Annotated in this window: 12 protein-coding genes; 8 read left to right on the top strand and 4 right to left on the bottom strand. The window is 66.1% G+C overall.

Features of this window, described 5'->3' with window-relative positions; all coding sequences use genetic code 11:
- Nucleotides 1–32: 32 nt before the first annotated feature.
- Nucleotides 33–4,895, bottom strand: coding sequence for an NAD-glutamate dehydrogenase (locus tag H3H51_RS15200; RefSeq protein ID WP_183089918.1), 4,863 nt, complete (start codon nt 4,893–4,895; stop codon nt 33–35).
- Nucleotides 4,896–5,394: 499 nt separating this feature from the next.
- Here H3H51_RS15200 and H3H51_RS15205 point away from each other — a divergent pair, with 499 nt between their 5' ends.
- The 8 genes from H3H51_RS15205 to H3H51_RS15240 all read left to right on the top strand — a co-directional run bounded on the left by H3H51_RS15205 (nt 5,395) and on the right by H3H51_RS15240 (nt 13,643).
- Nucleotides 5,395–6,252 carry a DUF1353 domain-containing protein gene (locus tag H3H51_RS15205; RefSeq protein ID WP_183089919.1) on the top strand — a complete coding sequence of 286 codons (858 nt, stop codon included), beginning with the start codon at nt 5,395–5,397 and terminating at the stop codon, nt 6,250–6,252.
- A gap of 142 nt (nt 6,253–6,394) precedes the next feature.
- On the top strand, nt 6,395–7,354 hold the full coding sequence (locus H3H51_RS15210) for an AAA family ATPase (RefSeq protein ID WP_183089920.1): 960 nt from the start codon (nt 6,395–6,397) through the stop codon (nt 7,352–7,354).
- Between the two features lie 25 nt (nt 7,355–7,379).
- Nucleotides 7,380–8,321, top strand: coding sequence for a DUF58 domain-containing protein (locus tag H3H51_RS15215; protein WP_183089921.1), 942 nt, complete (start codon nt 7,380–7,382; stop codon nt 8,319–8,321).
- Complete coding sequence (locus tag H3H51_RS15220; protein ID WP_183089922.1) at nt 8,318–8,812, top strand: DUF4381 domain-containing protein; 495 nt, start codon at nt 8,318–8,320, stop codon at nt 8,810–8,812. The genes H3H51_RS15215 and H3H51_RS15220 overlap by 4 nt, the downstream gene beginning before the upstream one ends.
- The gene (locus H3H51_RS15225) at nt 8,805–9,827 is read left to right on the top strand and encodes a vWA domain-containing protein (protein ID WP_183089923.1); all 1,023 of its coding nucleotides are present in this window, start codon (nt 8,805–8,807) and stop codon (nt 9,825–9,827) included. Before H3H51_RS15220 ends, H3H51_RS15225 begins: the two co-directional genes overlap by 8 nt.
- Nucleotides 9,824–11,614 (top strand): VWA domain-containing protein, encoded by a 1,791-nt coding sequence (locus tag H3H51_RS15230; protein ID WP_183089924.1) that lies wholly within the window; start codon nt 9,824–9,826, stop codon nt 11,612–11,614. Before H3H51_RS15225 ends, H3H51_RS15230 begins: the two co-directional genes overlap by 4 nt.
- Nucleotides 11,611–13,251, top strand: a complete 1,641-nt coding sequence (locus tag H3H51_RS15235) for a BatD family protein (protein ID WP_183089925.1) — start codon at nt 11,611–11,613, stop codon at nt 13,249–13,251. Before H3H51_RS15230 ends, H3H51_RS15235 begins: the two co-directional genes overlap by 4 nt.
- Nucleotides 13,252–13,277: 26 nt before the next feature.
- Nucleotides 13,278–13,643, top strand: coding sequence for a VOC family protein (locus H3H51_RS15240; RefSeq protein ID WP_183089926.1), 366 nt, complete (start codon nt 13,278–13,280; stop codon nt 13,641–13,643).
- 86 nt (nt 13,644–13,729) lie between these two features.
- Here the strand turns inward: H3H51_RS15240 and H3H51_RS15245 are convergent, their stop codons facing one another.
- The 3 genes from H3H51_RS15245 to H3H51_RS15255 all read right to left on the bottom strand — a co-directional run bounded on the left by H3H51_RS15245 (nt 13,730) and on the right by H3H51_RS15255 (nt 15,959).
- Nucleotides 13,730–14,299 (bottom strand): DUF1285 domain-containing protein, encoded by a 570-nt coding sequence (locus H3H51_RS15245; RefSeq protein WP_183089927.1) that lies wholly within the window; start codon nt 14,297–14,299, stop codon nt 13,730–13,732.
- A gap of 45 nt (nt 14,300–14,344) precedes the next feature.
- Nucleotides 14,345–14,950: a DUF4823 domain-containing protein gene (locus H3H51_RS15250; RefSeq protein WP_183089928.1), complete on the bottom strand. Its 606-nt coding sequence runs from the start codon at nt 14,948–14,950 to the stop codon at nt 14,345–14,347.
- Nucleotides 14,951–15,068: 118 nt separating this feature from the next.
- Nucleotides 15,069–15,959, bottom strand: coding sequence for a radical SAM protein (locus tag H3H51_RS15255; RefSeq protein ID WP_183089929.1), 891 nt, complete (start codon nt 15,957–15,959; stop codon nt 15,069–15,071).
- Between the last annotated feature and the right edge of the window lie 26 nt (nt 15,960–15,985).

Below are 15,985 nucleotides of genomic sequence, written 5' to 3' on the forward strand. Positions count from 1 at the left end.
CACGGCTAACCCATCCTACGCAGGGGGCGCCGTCAGGGTATGCGCACGCCCTGCTTGTCGCTCTGCGCGAGGTCCATCAACTCGCGGTTGGCCACCGCGTACATGGCGTAATCGGTGCCGGTGGCCGCACGCAATTCGCCCAGCATCGCCAGCCAACGCTGCACCAGGGTGCGGTGCTGCTCCAGCCAGAAGACCACCCGCTCCTCGATATCTGCCGGCCCTTCGGCCATCTGCAGCACGGCGATGGTGATGGCGCGCTGCTGCCAATCGAGATCGTCGCGGAACGCTTCGCGGGCCAGGGCCTGCCAGTTGTTTTCCACCGGCAGGCTGGTGATCTGCTGCAGGTACCAGGACAGCTCCAGCGCGCCACCTACGGCGAAGTAGGCGGTGGCAACTTCCGAGGCCGGTTTGCCGGTGACATCCGCCGCCTCGATGATCGGCAACAGGGTGTACAGGTGACTGGTGCCGGCCACCACACGGGCCAATTCCTCCGGCGCGCCGGCTTCGACGAAGCCCTGGTAGCGCGACAGCCACAGCTCGCGCGCCGGGCCTTCCAGCAGCTCATCCAGGCGCATGGCCAGCTCGGCCACACGCGGACCGAAGTGACCGACATCGCGGGCGGCGTCCAGGTCATCGCGGCGGCTGCGCAGGAACCAGCGCGTGGCGCGGCGCCCCAGGCGCATCAGTTCATCCATCAGCATCAGCTGCAGTTCGGCCGGCACCTGATAGTCCAGCGCCTCGATCTGCTTCCACCAGTGCGGCAGGCGGAACACGTCGCGCACGATGACGTAGGCGCCGGCGACATTCGCCGCGCTCATGCCGGTGGACTCCTTGAGCCGCTGCACGAAGGTGATGCCCATGTGGTTGACCAGGTCGTTGGCGATCTGCGTGCTGACGATCTCGCGCTTCAGGCGATGGCGACGCATCGGCTCGGCGAACTTCTTGCTCAGCTGCGCCGGGAACGCGGTTTCCATCTCGCGGGCCAGGTAGTCGTCGTCCGGCACTAGGGATTTGAGCAGTGCTTCCTTGAGGTCGATCTTGCTGTAGGAAATCAGCACCGACAGCTCCGGCCGGGTCAGGCCACGACCGCTGGCCGCACGCTCATTGAGTTCGTCGTCGGACGGCAGGAACTCCAGCGCGCGATCCAGCTTGCCGGCCGCTTCCAGCGCGGCCATCAGGCGCTTGTACTCGGCCAGGCGTTCGCGGGCGCGACGCTCGGCCAGGGACAGGGCCTGGGTCTGCTTGTAGTTGTTGCCCAGCACCAGCGCGCCGACCGCATCAGTCATCTCGGCCAGCAGCTTGTTGCGCTGCTTGCCGGTCATGTCGCCGGCGCCGACGATTTCGCCGAGCAGGATCTTGATGTTCACCTCATGGTCGGAGCAGTCCACGCCGCCGGCGTTGTCGATGAAGTCAGTGTTGCTGGCGCCGCCGCTCAGGCCGTATTCGACGCGGCCGAGCTGGGTCATGCCGAGGTTGCCGCCCTCGCCCACCACCTTGGCGCGCAGCTCACAGCCGTTGACCCGCAGGCCGTCGTTGGCCTTGTCGCCGACGTCGGCGTGGCTCTCCTTGCTCGACTTCACATAGGTTCCGATGCCGCCGTTCCACAGCAGGTCGACCGGCGCCTTGAGCAGCGCATTGAGCAGCTCGGTCGGCGCCAGCTTGTCGGCGCTGATGTCGAAGCGCGCCTGCATTTCCGGGCTGATGGCGATGCTCTTGGCGCTGCGCAGGAAGATCCCGCCGCCCGCGGAAATCAGCTTGGCGTCGTAGTCCGCCCAGCTGGAGCGCGGCAGGTCGAACAGGCGCTGGCGCTCGACGAAGCTCTTGGCCGCATCCGGGTTGGGGTCGATGAAGATGTGCATGTGGTTGAAGGCGGCGACCATCTGCAGCTTGTCCGACAGCAGCAGGCCGTTGCCGAACACGTCGCCGGCCATGTCGCCAATGCCGATCACCGTGGTCAGGTCTTTCTGCACGTCGATGCCGCACTCGCGGAAGTGACGCTGCACTGAAACCCAGCCACCCTTGGCGGTAATACCCATGCCCTTGTGGTCGTAACCGGCCGAGCCACCGGAGGCGAACGCATCGCCGAGCCAGAAGCCGTAGTCCAGGGCGATGCCGTTGGCGATGTCGGAGAAGGTCGCGGTGCCCTTGTCGGCTGCCACCACCAGGTACGGATCATCCGGGTCGTGACGCACCACGTTGGCGGGCGGCACCACGGCGCCGTCCTTGAGGTTGTCGGTGATGTCGAGCAGGCCGCTGATGAAGATGCGGTAGCAGGCGATGCCCTCGGCCAGAACCTCGTCGCGGTTGGCGCCCACCGGCATCTTGCGCGGGATGAAGCCGCCCTTGGCGCCCATCGGCACGATCACCGCGTTCTTCACTTGCTGCGCTTTCACCAGGCCGAGCACTTCGGTACGGAAGTCCTCTTCGCGATCCGACCAACGCAGGCCACCACGGGCCACGTCGCCGAAGCGAAGGTGCACGCCTTCGACGCGCGGGCAGTAGACGAAGATCTCGTACTTGGGCACCGGCCGTGGAATCTCCGGGATCAGCCGCGGGCTGAGCTTGAAGCTGAAGTACGGCTTGGCCTGGCCGTCGGCGCCCGGCTGGTAGAAGTTGGTGCGCAGGGTGGCCTTGATCAGGTCCAGGTAGCGCCGCAGGATGCGGTCTTCGTTGAGCACCGCGACATTGTCCAGCGCGGCGAGGATGGCCTGCTCCAGCTTCTGCTGCTTGTCCTCGAGGTCTTCAACGGTGAGCTTGCGCGCCAGGTAGAAGCGGGTCTTGAACAGGCGCACCAGCTCCTTGGTGACCTCGGCATGATTGACCAGGGTGCTGGCGATATAGCTCAGGTCGAAACCCAGGCGGATCTGCTTGAGGTAGCGCGCATAGGCGCGCAGCAGCGCCACGTCGCGCCAGGGGATGGAGGCGGTCAGCACCAGGCGGTTGAAGGCATCGTTCTCAGCAAAGCCACCGACGATCTGCACGAAGGCATCCTGCAGGGTGTCGTTGAGCTGCTGGATATCGATATCCAGACCTTCGGCCGCGGTGAAGGCGAAATCGTGAATCCAGAACTCGCGACCATCGGCGCGGCGCAGCTTGTAGGGGAACTCACCGAGTACGCGCAAGCCGAGGTTTTCCAGGATCGGCAGCACGTCCGACAGCGGCAGCGGCGTATCGGCGTGGTACAGCTTGCAGTGCAGCTCGCGATCGCCCTGGGCCAGCGGCTGGTAGAAGCTCATCACCAGCTGGCGCTGCTCGGAGAGACTGAGCAGGTGCTGCATGTCGACCACCGCCGAGTGCGGGGCGAAACGCTCGTAGTAGCCGGCCGGGAAGCCTTTCGGGAAGTCGGCCAGCACCTGGGTGCCCTGGGCCTCGCCGAAGCTTTCCACCACCAGGCTGGCGTAGTCGTCCTTCCACGACCGGCAAGCCTGGATGACTTCCTTCTCGATGCGCGCCGGGTCGATCTGCGTGCGGTTCTTCGGGTCGACCTTGAGGATGAACTGCACCCGCGCCAGCACCGACTCGGAGAAATAGGTCCAGAACTCGCAGTCACTGGCGCCCAGGCGCTCCATGAGGATCTGCTGGATTTTCACCCGGGTCTCGGTGGAGTACACGTCGCGCGGCACGTAGGCCAGGCAGTAGGCGAAGCGGCCGTAAGGGTCGCGGCGGATGAACAGGCGCAGTTTGTTGCGTTCCTGGATCTGCACGATGGCGATGGCGGTGTTGAACAGCTCGTCCACCGGGGTCTGGAACAGGTCGTCACGCGGCAGCACTTCGAGGATCTGCTCCAGCTCCTTGCCCAGGTGCGCCTGGCGGTCGAAGCCGGAGCGCTGGGCGATTTCCGCCACCTTGCGGCGGATAAAGGGAATGCGATTGACGCTCTCGGCATACACCGCCGAGGTGTACAGGCCCATGAAGCGGCATTCCTTGACCACCCGGCCCTTGGCGTCCAGCTCACGAATGGAGACGAAATCCGGGTACGCCGGGCGGTGCACGCGGCTCGGCAGCGCGGCCTTGGCGAAGGACAGCAGCAGCGGCTCACGCAGGTAGTCGACCGCCTCCTTCTCGACGTGCAGCTCGTCCTTGGTCAGGCCGCTACGCAGGCGGCGCGACAGGCCGAGCAGGGATTTCTGGTCATACACCAGGTGGCCGCCGTCCTTCTCCTCGACCAGGGTGAATTCCTCGTAACCGAGGAAAGTGAAGTGGTTGTCCAGCAGCCAGGCGAGGAAGGTCTTCACTTCGGCCAGTTCGGCGCCATCGACCTTGAGCTTGGCCTTGTCCAGCCCGGCCAGTAGCTCTTCGGCACGGGCCTTCATCGGGCGGAAGTCGGCAACCGCCAGGCGCACTTCCTCGAGCACATCCTGCAGCGCCGTTTCCAGCGCACGCAATTCGCCGGCATTGGCGCAGCGGTCGATCTCCAGGTACATCAGCGCTTCTTGCTGCACATCCTTGGCGGTGCTGCCCTTGGCCACCAGCTCCTGCAGGTCGCCATTCTTCTTGCGTCGCACATTGAACACGCTGTTTTGCAGGGTGTGGATGCTGTAGCCGCGACGGTTCAGCTCCATACGCACCGAGTCGACCAGGAACGGCAGGTCGGCATGCAGCACTTCCACGGCGCTGTGGGTGGACTGCCAGCCGTGCTTCTCGTAGTCGGGGTTGTAGGCGCGCACCACTGGCTTGGCCGGGTCGAAGCGCTCGAGCAGGCGCCAGGAAGACAGGGTGCAACCCGCCAGGTCACTGATGCGGCGCTGGGTCAGCTCGTCGAGGGCGACGATGCCGAAGAATTGTTCAGCGAACAGGGTGAGTTGTGGCAGTGCCTTGTCGCTGACGTGCTGTGCCAGGGCCGCTTGCAGTTGATGCTGGAAGTCGGCTTTGCTGGCCGCGGTGAAGAACGCCATGGTGATGCTCCACTGGACTTGTTATTCGAGGGTGCCGTACGTCGCTGGGGAAACAGCGCAGCGCGAATCCGCTATCGGAACAGTCTAGGCAATTAACGAAACCGAGCAGTCCGTACGACGACCAATAGGTCACACCCAGCTTAGCGACAGCCCATGACAGGACGCTTGCGGCCCTGCGACATATTCGTTCATCGCCATGTAGGTGCTGCGGCTGCCTACACAGGCAAATTCTGGCCCTGTCACGTGTTGCCAAGAAAGAAAGTCCCACATCCTGACTCTGCTCACTGCCAATCTGGATTCCCGCCTTCGCGGGAATGACGGTTAACACGGGCCACGCAGCTTGCTTTTTACTCGTCATTCCCGCGAAGGCGGGAATCCAGGAGGACCCGACTCCAGCGTCCGGGCGCAGCCCACCCGAGCAACCAACGGGGACATAACCCGCAGCGCAGTGTGGCAAGCTGCTAAGGTGCCCACGCCCACGCAGTCTGGTAGGGAAACCATGCAGTTGAATCCGCGCCAACGCCCCCTCGTCGTCCATTTCGGCAACCTGCTGGTTACCGCCCTCGGCCTGCTCCTGCTGGGGCTGGCCGCCTGGCTGCGTCCCAGCCTGATCGCTCCGTTGCTGTGGGCTGGCATCCCGGTCTATCTCGGCGTGCTGTTGCCGCGCTGGATCGGTCGTAAGGAACGCCTGCGCCGCGCCGCTGCCGCACGCCAGGCCGATCAGTCGAAATGGGGGTTCACCTGCCGCGACCATGCCGGCCCCTGGCTCAACTTCATCGACCGCCCTCTGCTGCGCCATTGCCCGCAATTTGCCGGGCGCTACTTCTATGGCGAATGGCTGGTGATCCACGACGGCCTGCTGCTAATCAACCCCGGCCAGGCCGAGGTGGACCTGGCGCAACGCAGCGTGCGCTACGCCTTCGACCGCCCTACCACCTATGCCTGGGATGGCTGTACACCCAAGGTGCCGTTCTACTGGCTGGCGATCATCGGCATCCCGGACTGGTGGGAGAAGCAGCACCGATTGCTGCGCCTGGAGGCCGGCTCGGTACACGAGCAGGAAGTGTTCTGGCCGCTGGCCCACCCCGCCAGCCTGGTGCACGACGCGCTGTACCAATATTTGAACGTCGCCCCAGTGGCCAAGCACGAGGCCGACCTGCTGTTCTTCCAGATGCTGCGCGAGGCCGGAATGATCCGCCCGCTGGCCTTTGCCTACTACCTGGCGGTGCGCCTGCTCGGCGCGCCTGATGTGCGCGGCCCAACGGCCGAACACCCGCCACTGCGCTGCCTGACCCCACTGCCGAGCGCTTTGCCGCAGGCTGCAGTGAACTTCGCGCAACGCCAGCAGTCTGCTTGAGCCGCGTCCCTTTTCCAGGAAAAGGGAACTGGCTTGCACGGCGCAGCTCGGGCTATCCCAGGCAAGGCCGCAATGCAGTAGAGTTAGCACCCCGGTCGGGTGCGTTCGGCTCCCAGTCAGTCCCTATCCAGGAAGTATCTCGATGGACCATCGTGAAGCGCTGCTCGCGCTGCGACAATTTCTCGCTACCCAGATTCTCGGCCAGGAAAAGCTCATCGAGCGCCTGCTGATCGCCCTGCTCGCCGACGGCCACCTGCTGGTCGAAGGCGCCCCTGGTCTGGCCAAGACCAAGGCGATCAAGGAACTGGCCGAAGGCATCGAAGCCGAGTTCCATCGCATCCAGTTCACCCCCGACCTGCTGCCCGCCGACATCACCGGCACCGAGATCTATCGCCCGGAAACCGGCAGCTTCGTATTTCAGCAAGGGCCGATCTTCCACAACCTGGTGCTGGCCGACGAGATCAACCGCGCCCCGGCCAAGGTGCAGTCGGCCCTGCTCGAAGCCATGGCCGAGCGCCAGGTCAGTATTGGCCGCAGCACCTACAACCTGTCGCCGCTGTTCCTGGTGATGGCCACCCAGAACCCGATCGAGCAGGAAGGCACCTACCCGCTGCCCGAAGCCCAGCTCGACCGTTTCCTGATGCACGTGAAGATCGGCTTCCCCGACGCCAGCGTGGAACGCAAGATCCTCGCCCAGGCCCGTGGCGATGCGCTCAACGGCGAGGACAAGCCCGAGCGCCGCGTGACCCAGCAGGCGATCTTCGCCGCGCGCAAGGAAATCCTCGGCCTGTACATGGCCGATGCCGTGGAGGAATACCTGGTGCAGCTGGTGATGGCCACGCGCACCCCGGCCAAGTACGACGCCGAGATGGCCGAGTGGATCGCCTACGGCGCCAGCCCGCGCGGCTCGATCGCCCTCGACCGCTGCGCTCGTGCGCATGCCTGGCTGGCCGGGCGCGACTTCGTCAGCCCGGAAGACATCCAGGCGGTGCTGTTCGATGTGCTGCGCCACCGCATCATCCTGTCGTTCGAAGCGGAAGCCGCCGGCATCGACCAGGACCGCGTGATCCAGCGCATCCTCGACACGGTGGCGGTGGCCTGAGCCGCCGTCCGACGAGCCCATGTCCATGCACGCCCAGCCCACGCAACCCGGCATTCGCGTCAGCCTCGCCGAGCTGATCGAGATGCGCCATCGCGTGCGCGAAGTGCAGCTGTTCTCCACCCCGGCGCGGCGCAGCCCGCTGATCGGCCTGCACCACTCCAAACTGCGTGGGCGCGGCGTCGACTTCGACCAGGTGCGCGTCTACCAGCCTGGCGACGACGTACGCACCATCGACTGGCGCGTCACCGCGCGCACCCAGGAGCCGCACACCAAGCTGTTCCATGAGGAGCGCGAGCGGCCGATCTTCATCATGGTCGAGCAAAGCCGCCGGCTGTTCTTCGGCTCCGGCCTGCTGTTCAAGTCGGTGCTCGCCGCCCACGCCGCCAGCCTGATCGGCTGGGCCGCCCTGGCCCACAACGACCGCATCGGCGGCCTGGTGTTCGGCGACAACGAGCACCACGAAATCAAGCCACGGCGCAGCAAGCAAAGCCTGCTGCAACTGCTCAACCGCCTGGCGCGGGCCAACCAGAACCTGCACAGCGAAGCGCAGAGCGCGCGCGACAGTTTCGGCCTGGCCCTGCGCCGCGCCCGCGAAGTACTGCGCCCGGGCAGCCTGGTGCTGATCCTGTGCGACGAGCGCGCCCTCAGCGACGCCACCGAGCAGCAACTGACCCTGCTCGCCCGGCATACCGACCTGATCCTCCTGCCGCTGTCCGACCCGCTCGACCACGCCCTGCCGGCCGCGGGCCTGCTGCGTTTCGTCGAACACGGCGCACAGCTCGAACTGGACACCCAGAACCCCGACCTGCGCGCGGCCTACCACGCCCTTGGCGAGCAACGTCGCGCACGCTGGCAGCGCCTGTCGCAGAAGCTCGGCGTGCCCCTGCTGTCGCTGTCCACCGCCAGCGACATGGTCGAACAACTGCGCGACCACCTTAGCGGGCAGCGTCCGGGGAAACGTCCATGAACCCGCTCGACCAGCTGCAACCCACCATCGCCCCGCCGCCGGTGTCCTGGTGGCCGCTGGCGCCGGGCTGGTGGCTGCTGCTGATCCTCATCCCACTGCTGGGCTGGGGCCTGTGGTACCTGCGCCGCTACCTGCCGCAGCGCAAGCAGCACCAGCAGGCCGAACAGGTGCTCGATCCGCTGCGCCTGGCTGCGCTGGCAGAACTGGCGCGCATGGTGCGCCCCTACGACGGCCAGCACGCCGGCCCCTGGTTGCAACAGCTGAATGCCCTGCTCAAGCGCCTGGCCCGCGCCCACTACCCACAGGAGCACAGCCATGTACTCAGCGGGCGCGCTTGGCTGGCGTTTCTCGACAGCCGTTGCCCGGCCGCCGGCCTGACCCGCTGGATGATCCTGGTGGAAGGCACCTACCGTAGCCATTGCAGCCTCGACGACAAGGCCATCAACGGCCTCAACCAGGCCGTCGACACCTGGATTCGCAAGCATGTTTGAATTCACCTGGCTGTGGGTCTTCCTGCTCGCCCCGCTGCCCTGGCTGCTGCGTCGGGTGCTGCCAGCGGCGGACAGTGGCGAAGCCGCGCTCAAGGTCAGTTTCCTCGCCGAGCTGGAAGGCCTCAGCGGCCGCCGCGCCCGAGCCAACCTGCCGGCGTGGCGCCAGCAGGCACCGTTTGCCCTGCTCTGGCTGCTGCTGCTCTGCGCCGCCGCGCGCCCGGAATGGGTTGGTGAACCGCTGCCCCTGCCCGCCAGCGGCCGCGACCTGCTGGTGGCGGTGGATGTCTCCGGCTCGATGAGCTACAGCGACATGACCTGGAACGACGAGGAAGTCTCGCGCCTGGAGCTGGTGAAGAAGCTGTTCGGCGACTTCATCGAAGACCGTCGCGGTGATCGCGTCGGCCTGATCCTGTTCGGCAGCCGCGCCTACCTGCAGTCGCCGCTGACCTTCGACCGCCACACCGTGCGCACCTGGCTCGACGAAGCGCTGATCAACATCGCCGGCCCGCAGACCGCCATCGGCGACGCCATCGGCCTGGCGGTCAAACGCCTGCGCCAGCGCCCGGCCGACAGCCGCGTGCTGGTGCTGATCACCGACGGCGCCAACAACGGCGGCGAGATCGAGCCACGCACGGCTGCGCGCCTGGCCGCCGAGGAACAGGTGAAGATCTACACCATCGGCATCGGCGCCGACCCGCAGCAGAGCGGGATCATGGGCGCACTCGGGCTCAACCCGGGCATCGACCTGGACGAGCCGACCCTGATGAACATCGCCGAACAGACCGGCGGCACCTACTTCCGCGCCCGCGACAGCGAAGAACTGAAGCACATCGAAGCGACCCTCGACCAGCTCGAGCCTGCCCTGCAACAACCGACCCGTGCCCGCCCGGCGCTGGCCCTGTACGCCTGGCCACTGGGCACCGCGCTGCTACTGAGCCTGCTGCTGATTGCCCGCGAGTTGTGGCCGCACGCCCTGCAAACCCTGGCCAATCGCATCGGGAGACGCGCCGCATGAGCCTCGCCTTGCTCTGGCCACATTGGCTGCGTCCCTGGTGGCTGCTCCTGCTGCCGCTGCTCGGCTGGCTGCTCTGGCAACTCTGGCACCGCCAACGCCGTAGCGGGCGCTGGCAACTGCTGCTGCCGCCGGCGTTCCAGGCCGTACTGCTGAGTGGCGGGCGCACCCGCAACAATCGCCTGCCGTGGATTGCCCTCGGTATCGCCTGGCTGCTGGCCCTGGTCGCCCTGCTCGGCCCGAGCTGGCAACGCGTCGAGATGGCCAGCCAGAAACGCGCCGACCCACTGGTGGTGATGCTCGAACTGACTCCTGCCATGCTCGCCACCGACGCCACGCCCAATCGCCTGGAACAGGCCAAGCGCAAGCTGCTCGACCTGCTGCAGGAGCGCATGGACGCGCAGACCGCGATCATCGTCTACGCCGGCAGCGCCCACACCCTGGTGCCGCTGTCAGATGACCAAAGCACCGCGCGCAACCTGCTGGAAGCGCTGAAGCCCTCGCTGATGCCCGAGCCCGGGCGGCGTGCCGACCTGGCCGTGGACAAGGCCCTGCACCTGCTGGAGCAAGGCGCCCAGGGCCAGGGCCGCCTGCTGCTGATCACCAGCGAACTGAGCGCGGACGAACGCAGCGCCATCCGCACAGCTCTCGGCAGCAAGGGCGAGCGCCTGGCCATCCTCGGTATCGGCACCCCACAGGGCGCACCGGTGCGCGGCGAAGACGGCAGCTTCCTCAAGGACAGCAGCGGCAGCATCCTCCTGCCGCGCCTGGATGGCGCCGGGCTCAAGCGCTTCGCTGGCGAAGTCGGTGGCCTCTATCGCCAGGCACGCCTGGATGAGCGCGACCTGCAGGGCCTCGGCCTGCTGCAGGGCGCGCAGAGCCTGCGCGAGAACAGCGAGCCGACACAACTGGCCGCCTGGGCCGACCAGGGCCACTGGCTGCTCCTACCCCTGCTGCTGCTCGCCGCCTGCGCCGGGCGCCGGGGCTGGCTGTTCTGCCTGCCGTTGCTGCTGATGGCGGCGCCGCAACCCAGCTACGCCTTCGAATTCCGCGACCTGTGGCTGCGCCCCGACCAGCAGGGCCAGCGCCTGCTCGACGCGCAGCAACCCAAGGAAGCCGCCGAGCACTTCAGCGATCCGCGCTGGCAGGGTGAAGCGCTGTACCGCGCGGGTGACTACCCAGCCGCCGCCGAACGCTTCGCCCAGGGCGGCAGCGCCATCGATCACTACAACCGCGGCAATGCCCTGGCCAAGAGCAACGAGCTGGAAGCCGCGCTGGACGCCTACGAACAGGCCCTGGAGCTGCAACCCGAGCTCGCCGAAGCCCAGCAGAACAAGCAGCTGGTCGAACAGCTCCTGCAGCAACAGAAACAGCAGCAAGACCAACAACAGCAACAGAACCAGCAAGGCCAGGGGCAACAAAGCGAGCAGACGTCCGCGCAACAGAAGCAGGACGACGCTGGCACCCCACAAACGGATACCGGCAGCCAGGGCCAAGCCGCCGACGGCGACCCACAACCCAGCAAACAGGATGGTCAACAGCAGGACGGCCAGGCCGACCCGCAGAAAGCCAACCCCCAGGGCCAGCAGCCTGCCGGCAACGCTGACGCCCAACCCGCCAAGCCCGGCCAGGATGGCCAGCAGCAGCAAGCGGCCGCCGCCGAGCCGCTGGGCGACGAACGCCGCGACGCCCTGGAACAATGGTTGCGGCAGATCCCCGATGATCCGGGCGAGCTGCTGCGGCGCAAATTCCTCTACGAACAGCAACAGCGCCAGGAACAGTCCCAATGAGTCGTCTGCTTTGCGCCCTCCTCCTCAGCCTGCTCGCCTGGCAGGCCAGCGCCGCCAGCCTGACCGCCACGGTCGACCGTGCCCGCCTGAGCGAAGGCGAAAGCCTCGACCTGATCCTCGAATCTGACGATGTCACCGTCTTCGGCAAGCCCGAGCTGGAACCGCTCGCGCAACTGTTCGAAGTCATCAGCACGCGCCAAGAGAACCGCCTGGCCACCTACGACGGCAAGACCCAGGCCACCACCCGCTGGATCATTACCCTGATGCCCAGGCAGACCGGCTTCGTGGTGATTCCGCCGCTCAAGCTGGGAGATGCCAGCAGCCAGGCGATCACCCTGCAGGTGCTCAAGGGGGATGCGCAGAACAGCGGCGGCACGCTCTCGCCGATTTTCATCGACGCCAGCCTGGACCAGGAAAGCGTCTACGTGCAGGCCCAGGCGGTGCTAACCCTGCGCATCTACCATTCGGTGTCGCTGTACGACGACAGCAGCCTGACCCAGCTCAACATCCCCGACGCTCGCGTCGAGCAGCTCGGTGATCCGCGCGTCTACGAGAAGACCCTCAACGGCGTGCGCCACGGCGTGATCGAAGTACGCTACGCGATCTTTCCGCAGAAAAGCGGCGAGCTGAACATCCCCTCGCAAACCTTCAGCGCCACCCCGGCCGAACGCGACTCGACGCAGGACTACAACCCCTTCGGTCCACGCCCGGGCCGCCTGACGCGGGTCAAGTCGCCGCAGATTCCACTGACCGTCAAACCCAAGCCGGCCGACTACCCGGCCGATGCGCCCTGGCTGCCGGCTCGCGCCATCAGCCTCAGCGAGGCCTGGACCCCGGAGCCGGACAAGGCCAGCGTCGGCAACTCGCTGACCCGCAACGTCATGCTGCGCGTCGAAGGCCTGTCCAGCGCCCAGCTGCCGCCGCTGCCCGCTACCACGGCCAACGGCCTGCGCCGCTACCCGGACCAGCCGCAACTGAACAACGAAGTCAGCGAACGCGGGCTGATCGGCAGCCGCGAAGAACATGAAGCCCTGGTGCCGAGCCAGAGCGGGCGCATCGAGCTGCCGGAGCTGCAGGTGGTGTGGTGGAACACCCACGAGGATCACCTGGAACGCAGCAGCCTGCCGGCGCGCACCCTGCAAGTGGCCAGCAACCCGACGCTGGATGTGGAAACCCCGGTCGACAGCCCGGCGCACCAAGCGCTGACCGGTGAAGGCCCGCTGCTGTGGCCCTGGCAACTTGCCAGCGGCCTGCTGGCGCTGACCACCCTGCTCGGTTTCGGCCTGTGGTGGCATGCACGCCGCCAGCCGGCGATTCTGCCCACCGCGCAGAGCGGCCCCAGCCCACGCACCCTGCTCGACGACCTCAAGCGCGCCTGCCAGGCCAACGACAGCCAGGCCACCCGCCAGGCCCTCGACGCCTGGGCCCGCCAGCAACCGGAAACCCTGGCCGACATGGCCGCTCGTTTCGTCCCGCTGTCCGAAGCGATGGACGGCCTCAATGGCGCGCTGTACAGCGAGAGCGGTCACCAGTGGCAAGGCGAGAGCCTGTGGAAAGCCATCCGCAGCCTGCCGGCCCTGGAAGCGGCGAGCAGCCCGCAGGAAACCAGCCCATTGCCACCGCTCTACCCGCGCTAATTCTGTAGATCCTCAAGGAGAACCACATGGGCAATCTGACGACCGTTGAAATCAAGGCCTTCGTACCGGCCAAGGATTTTGCACGCTCCAAGGCGTTCTACCAGGCGCTGGGCATGCGCATGGCCTCGGACAGCGACGGCGTGGCCTACTTCCATCACGGCAACACCAGCTTCCTGTTGCAGGACTACTACGTGGCCGAGTTGGCCGACAACCTGATGATGCACCTGTTGGTGGAGGACGTTGAGGCCTGGTGGCAGCAAGTGCTGGCCTCCAACGTGGCGGAAGACTTTGGCGTGCGCCTGGTGCCGCCGCAGGACCAGCCCTGGGGCATGCGTGACTTCGTGGTGATCGACCCGTCCGGCGTGCTCTGGCGCATCGGTCAGAACATCTGAGCCCCTGCCGAGGCTGTCGCCAGTCAGGAAATCACGCAAACAAGCATTGACCGTCGCTCCCGTGAAGGCGGGAGCCCAGGCTCGGATTACTCCGGCAACGGCCCGATGGTGAAGAACTCGCCACTGCTCCACACACCCAGCCAGGTCTGGCCGTCGATCTCGCGCGGCACGGCCAGTTCCACCAGCTGGTAGAACACGTTGCGGTGCACCAGCGCTTCCAGGTTGCTGCGCACATGCAGGTAGGGCGAAGGTTCTTCGGTCTGCGGGTCCAGTTCGACCCGCAACGGATGCTCGGCACCGGCGACGATCTCGTCCTCGACATTGCTGGTGAAACGCAGCACCTGCTGCTCACCCGCGCCCTCGACCTGCAGGCTGACGGCCACGAACGGCGCGTCGTCGACCTTGATGCCAACCTTCTCCACCGGGGTAATCAGGAAGTAGTCGTCGCCGTCACGGCGGATGATGGTGGAGAACAGCTTGACCATCGGCTTGCGCCCGATCGGCGTACCCAGGTAGTACCAGGTGCCGTCGCGGGCGATGCGCATATCGATGTCGCCGCAGAAATCCGGATTCCACAGGTGCACCGGCGGCAGGCTCTTGCCTTCGCCCTTGGGAATTTGCGCCAGCAGGTCGCCGGCCTTGCCCGGATCACTCATCACACTCTCCTCTGCGCCCGCCCCGACGATAACGGAGCCTGGCGGCTATTGATTGCTCACGCCCAGCAGGCTGCGCGCGTACTGCTCGAAAGGCGGTCGCAGCAAGTCCTGGGGCTGGGTGTCATACAACGTCAGAAAACCGCCACGATTGCGGATACGCGCGGTATCCACCAGGTAACGGGTGTTGGTCTCGATCAACATCAGCTGGATCACGCCACTGTCCACGCCGAGGCGATCGAGCGCTTCCTCGTCCTCCCACTCCTCCACCGTACCGATGCGGTCGTCGGCATCGGCGAAGCGGGTGTACAGCAGGTAATTGGCGCCGGCCGTGCGCGCTTCGTTCAGCGCTTCATCCAGACCTTGCGGCTTGGCCGCGCGGCGCACCAGCGGGAAATACTCGACGAAGCCGTTGAAGGCCTCTTCCGCCACCACGTTGGGCCGCGGATAGGTGCCGCCGGTGGGCACGAAATGGCTCTGAGAAATGAAGATGAAGGAATCCGGCTGCAGCCGCCAGGAGTTGCTGCGGCGGGTATCGCTGTGGTCAAGCAGGCCTGCGTCGCGCATGTGGTACTCGGTACCGGCGACCATATCGCTGACCTTCATGCAGCCGCTCAGCCCGATCAGGGCCAGCAGCAGAATCAAGCTACGCATTGCATATCCTCCCGAGCCGGTGTCGGAAAACCGGCGGATAGACGACCACTGCAGCTTCCGCGCCAAACCTTCTTATGCCCGCGACGTGGCGAGCTAGCGCCCGTGTTAACCCGGCGTCTCACAGCCCGCGCTGCCACTCCTGACGCAAGCGTGCCGCCTGCGGCTGCTCGATGGCCTGGCGTACCTGGGCCAGCAGGCGCTGTTTGTCCGCGCCCAGGTTGCCCTTGAGCACCAGGTAGTTGGACGCATGGTCGCTGCGGAACACCGTGTCGCGCAGCTCCAATCCCTGCAACAGGCGCTCCACCTCGAGGAACAGGTCCTGCTGATCCAGCGGTTGGAAATCGCTGAAACCCTGGCGAAAGCGTGCCTCGCCTGTGGGGAAGCTGACCACCAGGGTGGAGAGAAACTCCGGCTGGGAGTCGTTCATCAGTCGGGCCGAGTTGTCGGCATGCTGCTGGCTGAGGGTCGTGCCGCCGAGGCCGTTGAGGATCATCACCGAACGGGTGATCCCGGCTTCGCCGAGTTTCTCCAGCGCGCTGAGGCTGGACGCGTAGGTTTCGCCCTTGTTGACCCGCGCCAGCACCTCGTCGTCACCCGACTCGCAACCGACATAGGCCATCTTCAGTCCGGCGTCGGCCAGTTCCTTGAGCTCGGCCACCGACTTCTTGCGCAGGTTGCGCGGCAGGCAGTAGCTGGAGACGCGCTGCACCTCCGGCATGTGCTCGCGGATTGCAGTGAGGATGTTCAACAGGCGCCGCGTTGGCAGCACCAGGGCATCGCCGTCGGCAAGGAAAACGCGCTGGACGATCAGCTGCTGGCCGGCCCGGCGGATTTCCTCGAGCACTACGGCCTCGTCGCGGGCGCGGAATTTCTTCTGCTCCTGAGTGTACATTTCGCAGAACCCACACTGATTCCACGAGCAGCCATTGGTCACCGGCAGGATCAGCGAGTTGGCCTCGCTGGGCGGACGGAACACGGGGTCGATATAGGCAATCGGGAACTCAGCCATGGGTTCGGTATCTTTCTTCAACGGGC

The sequence above is a fragment of the Aquipseudomonas ullengensis genome (assembly GCF_014174475.1).
Taxonomy (GTDB): Bacteria; Pseudomonadota; Gammaproteobacteria; order Pseudomonadales; family Pseudomonadaceae; genus Aquipseudomonas; species Aquipseudomonas ullengensis.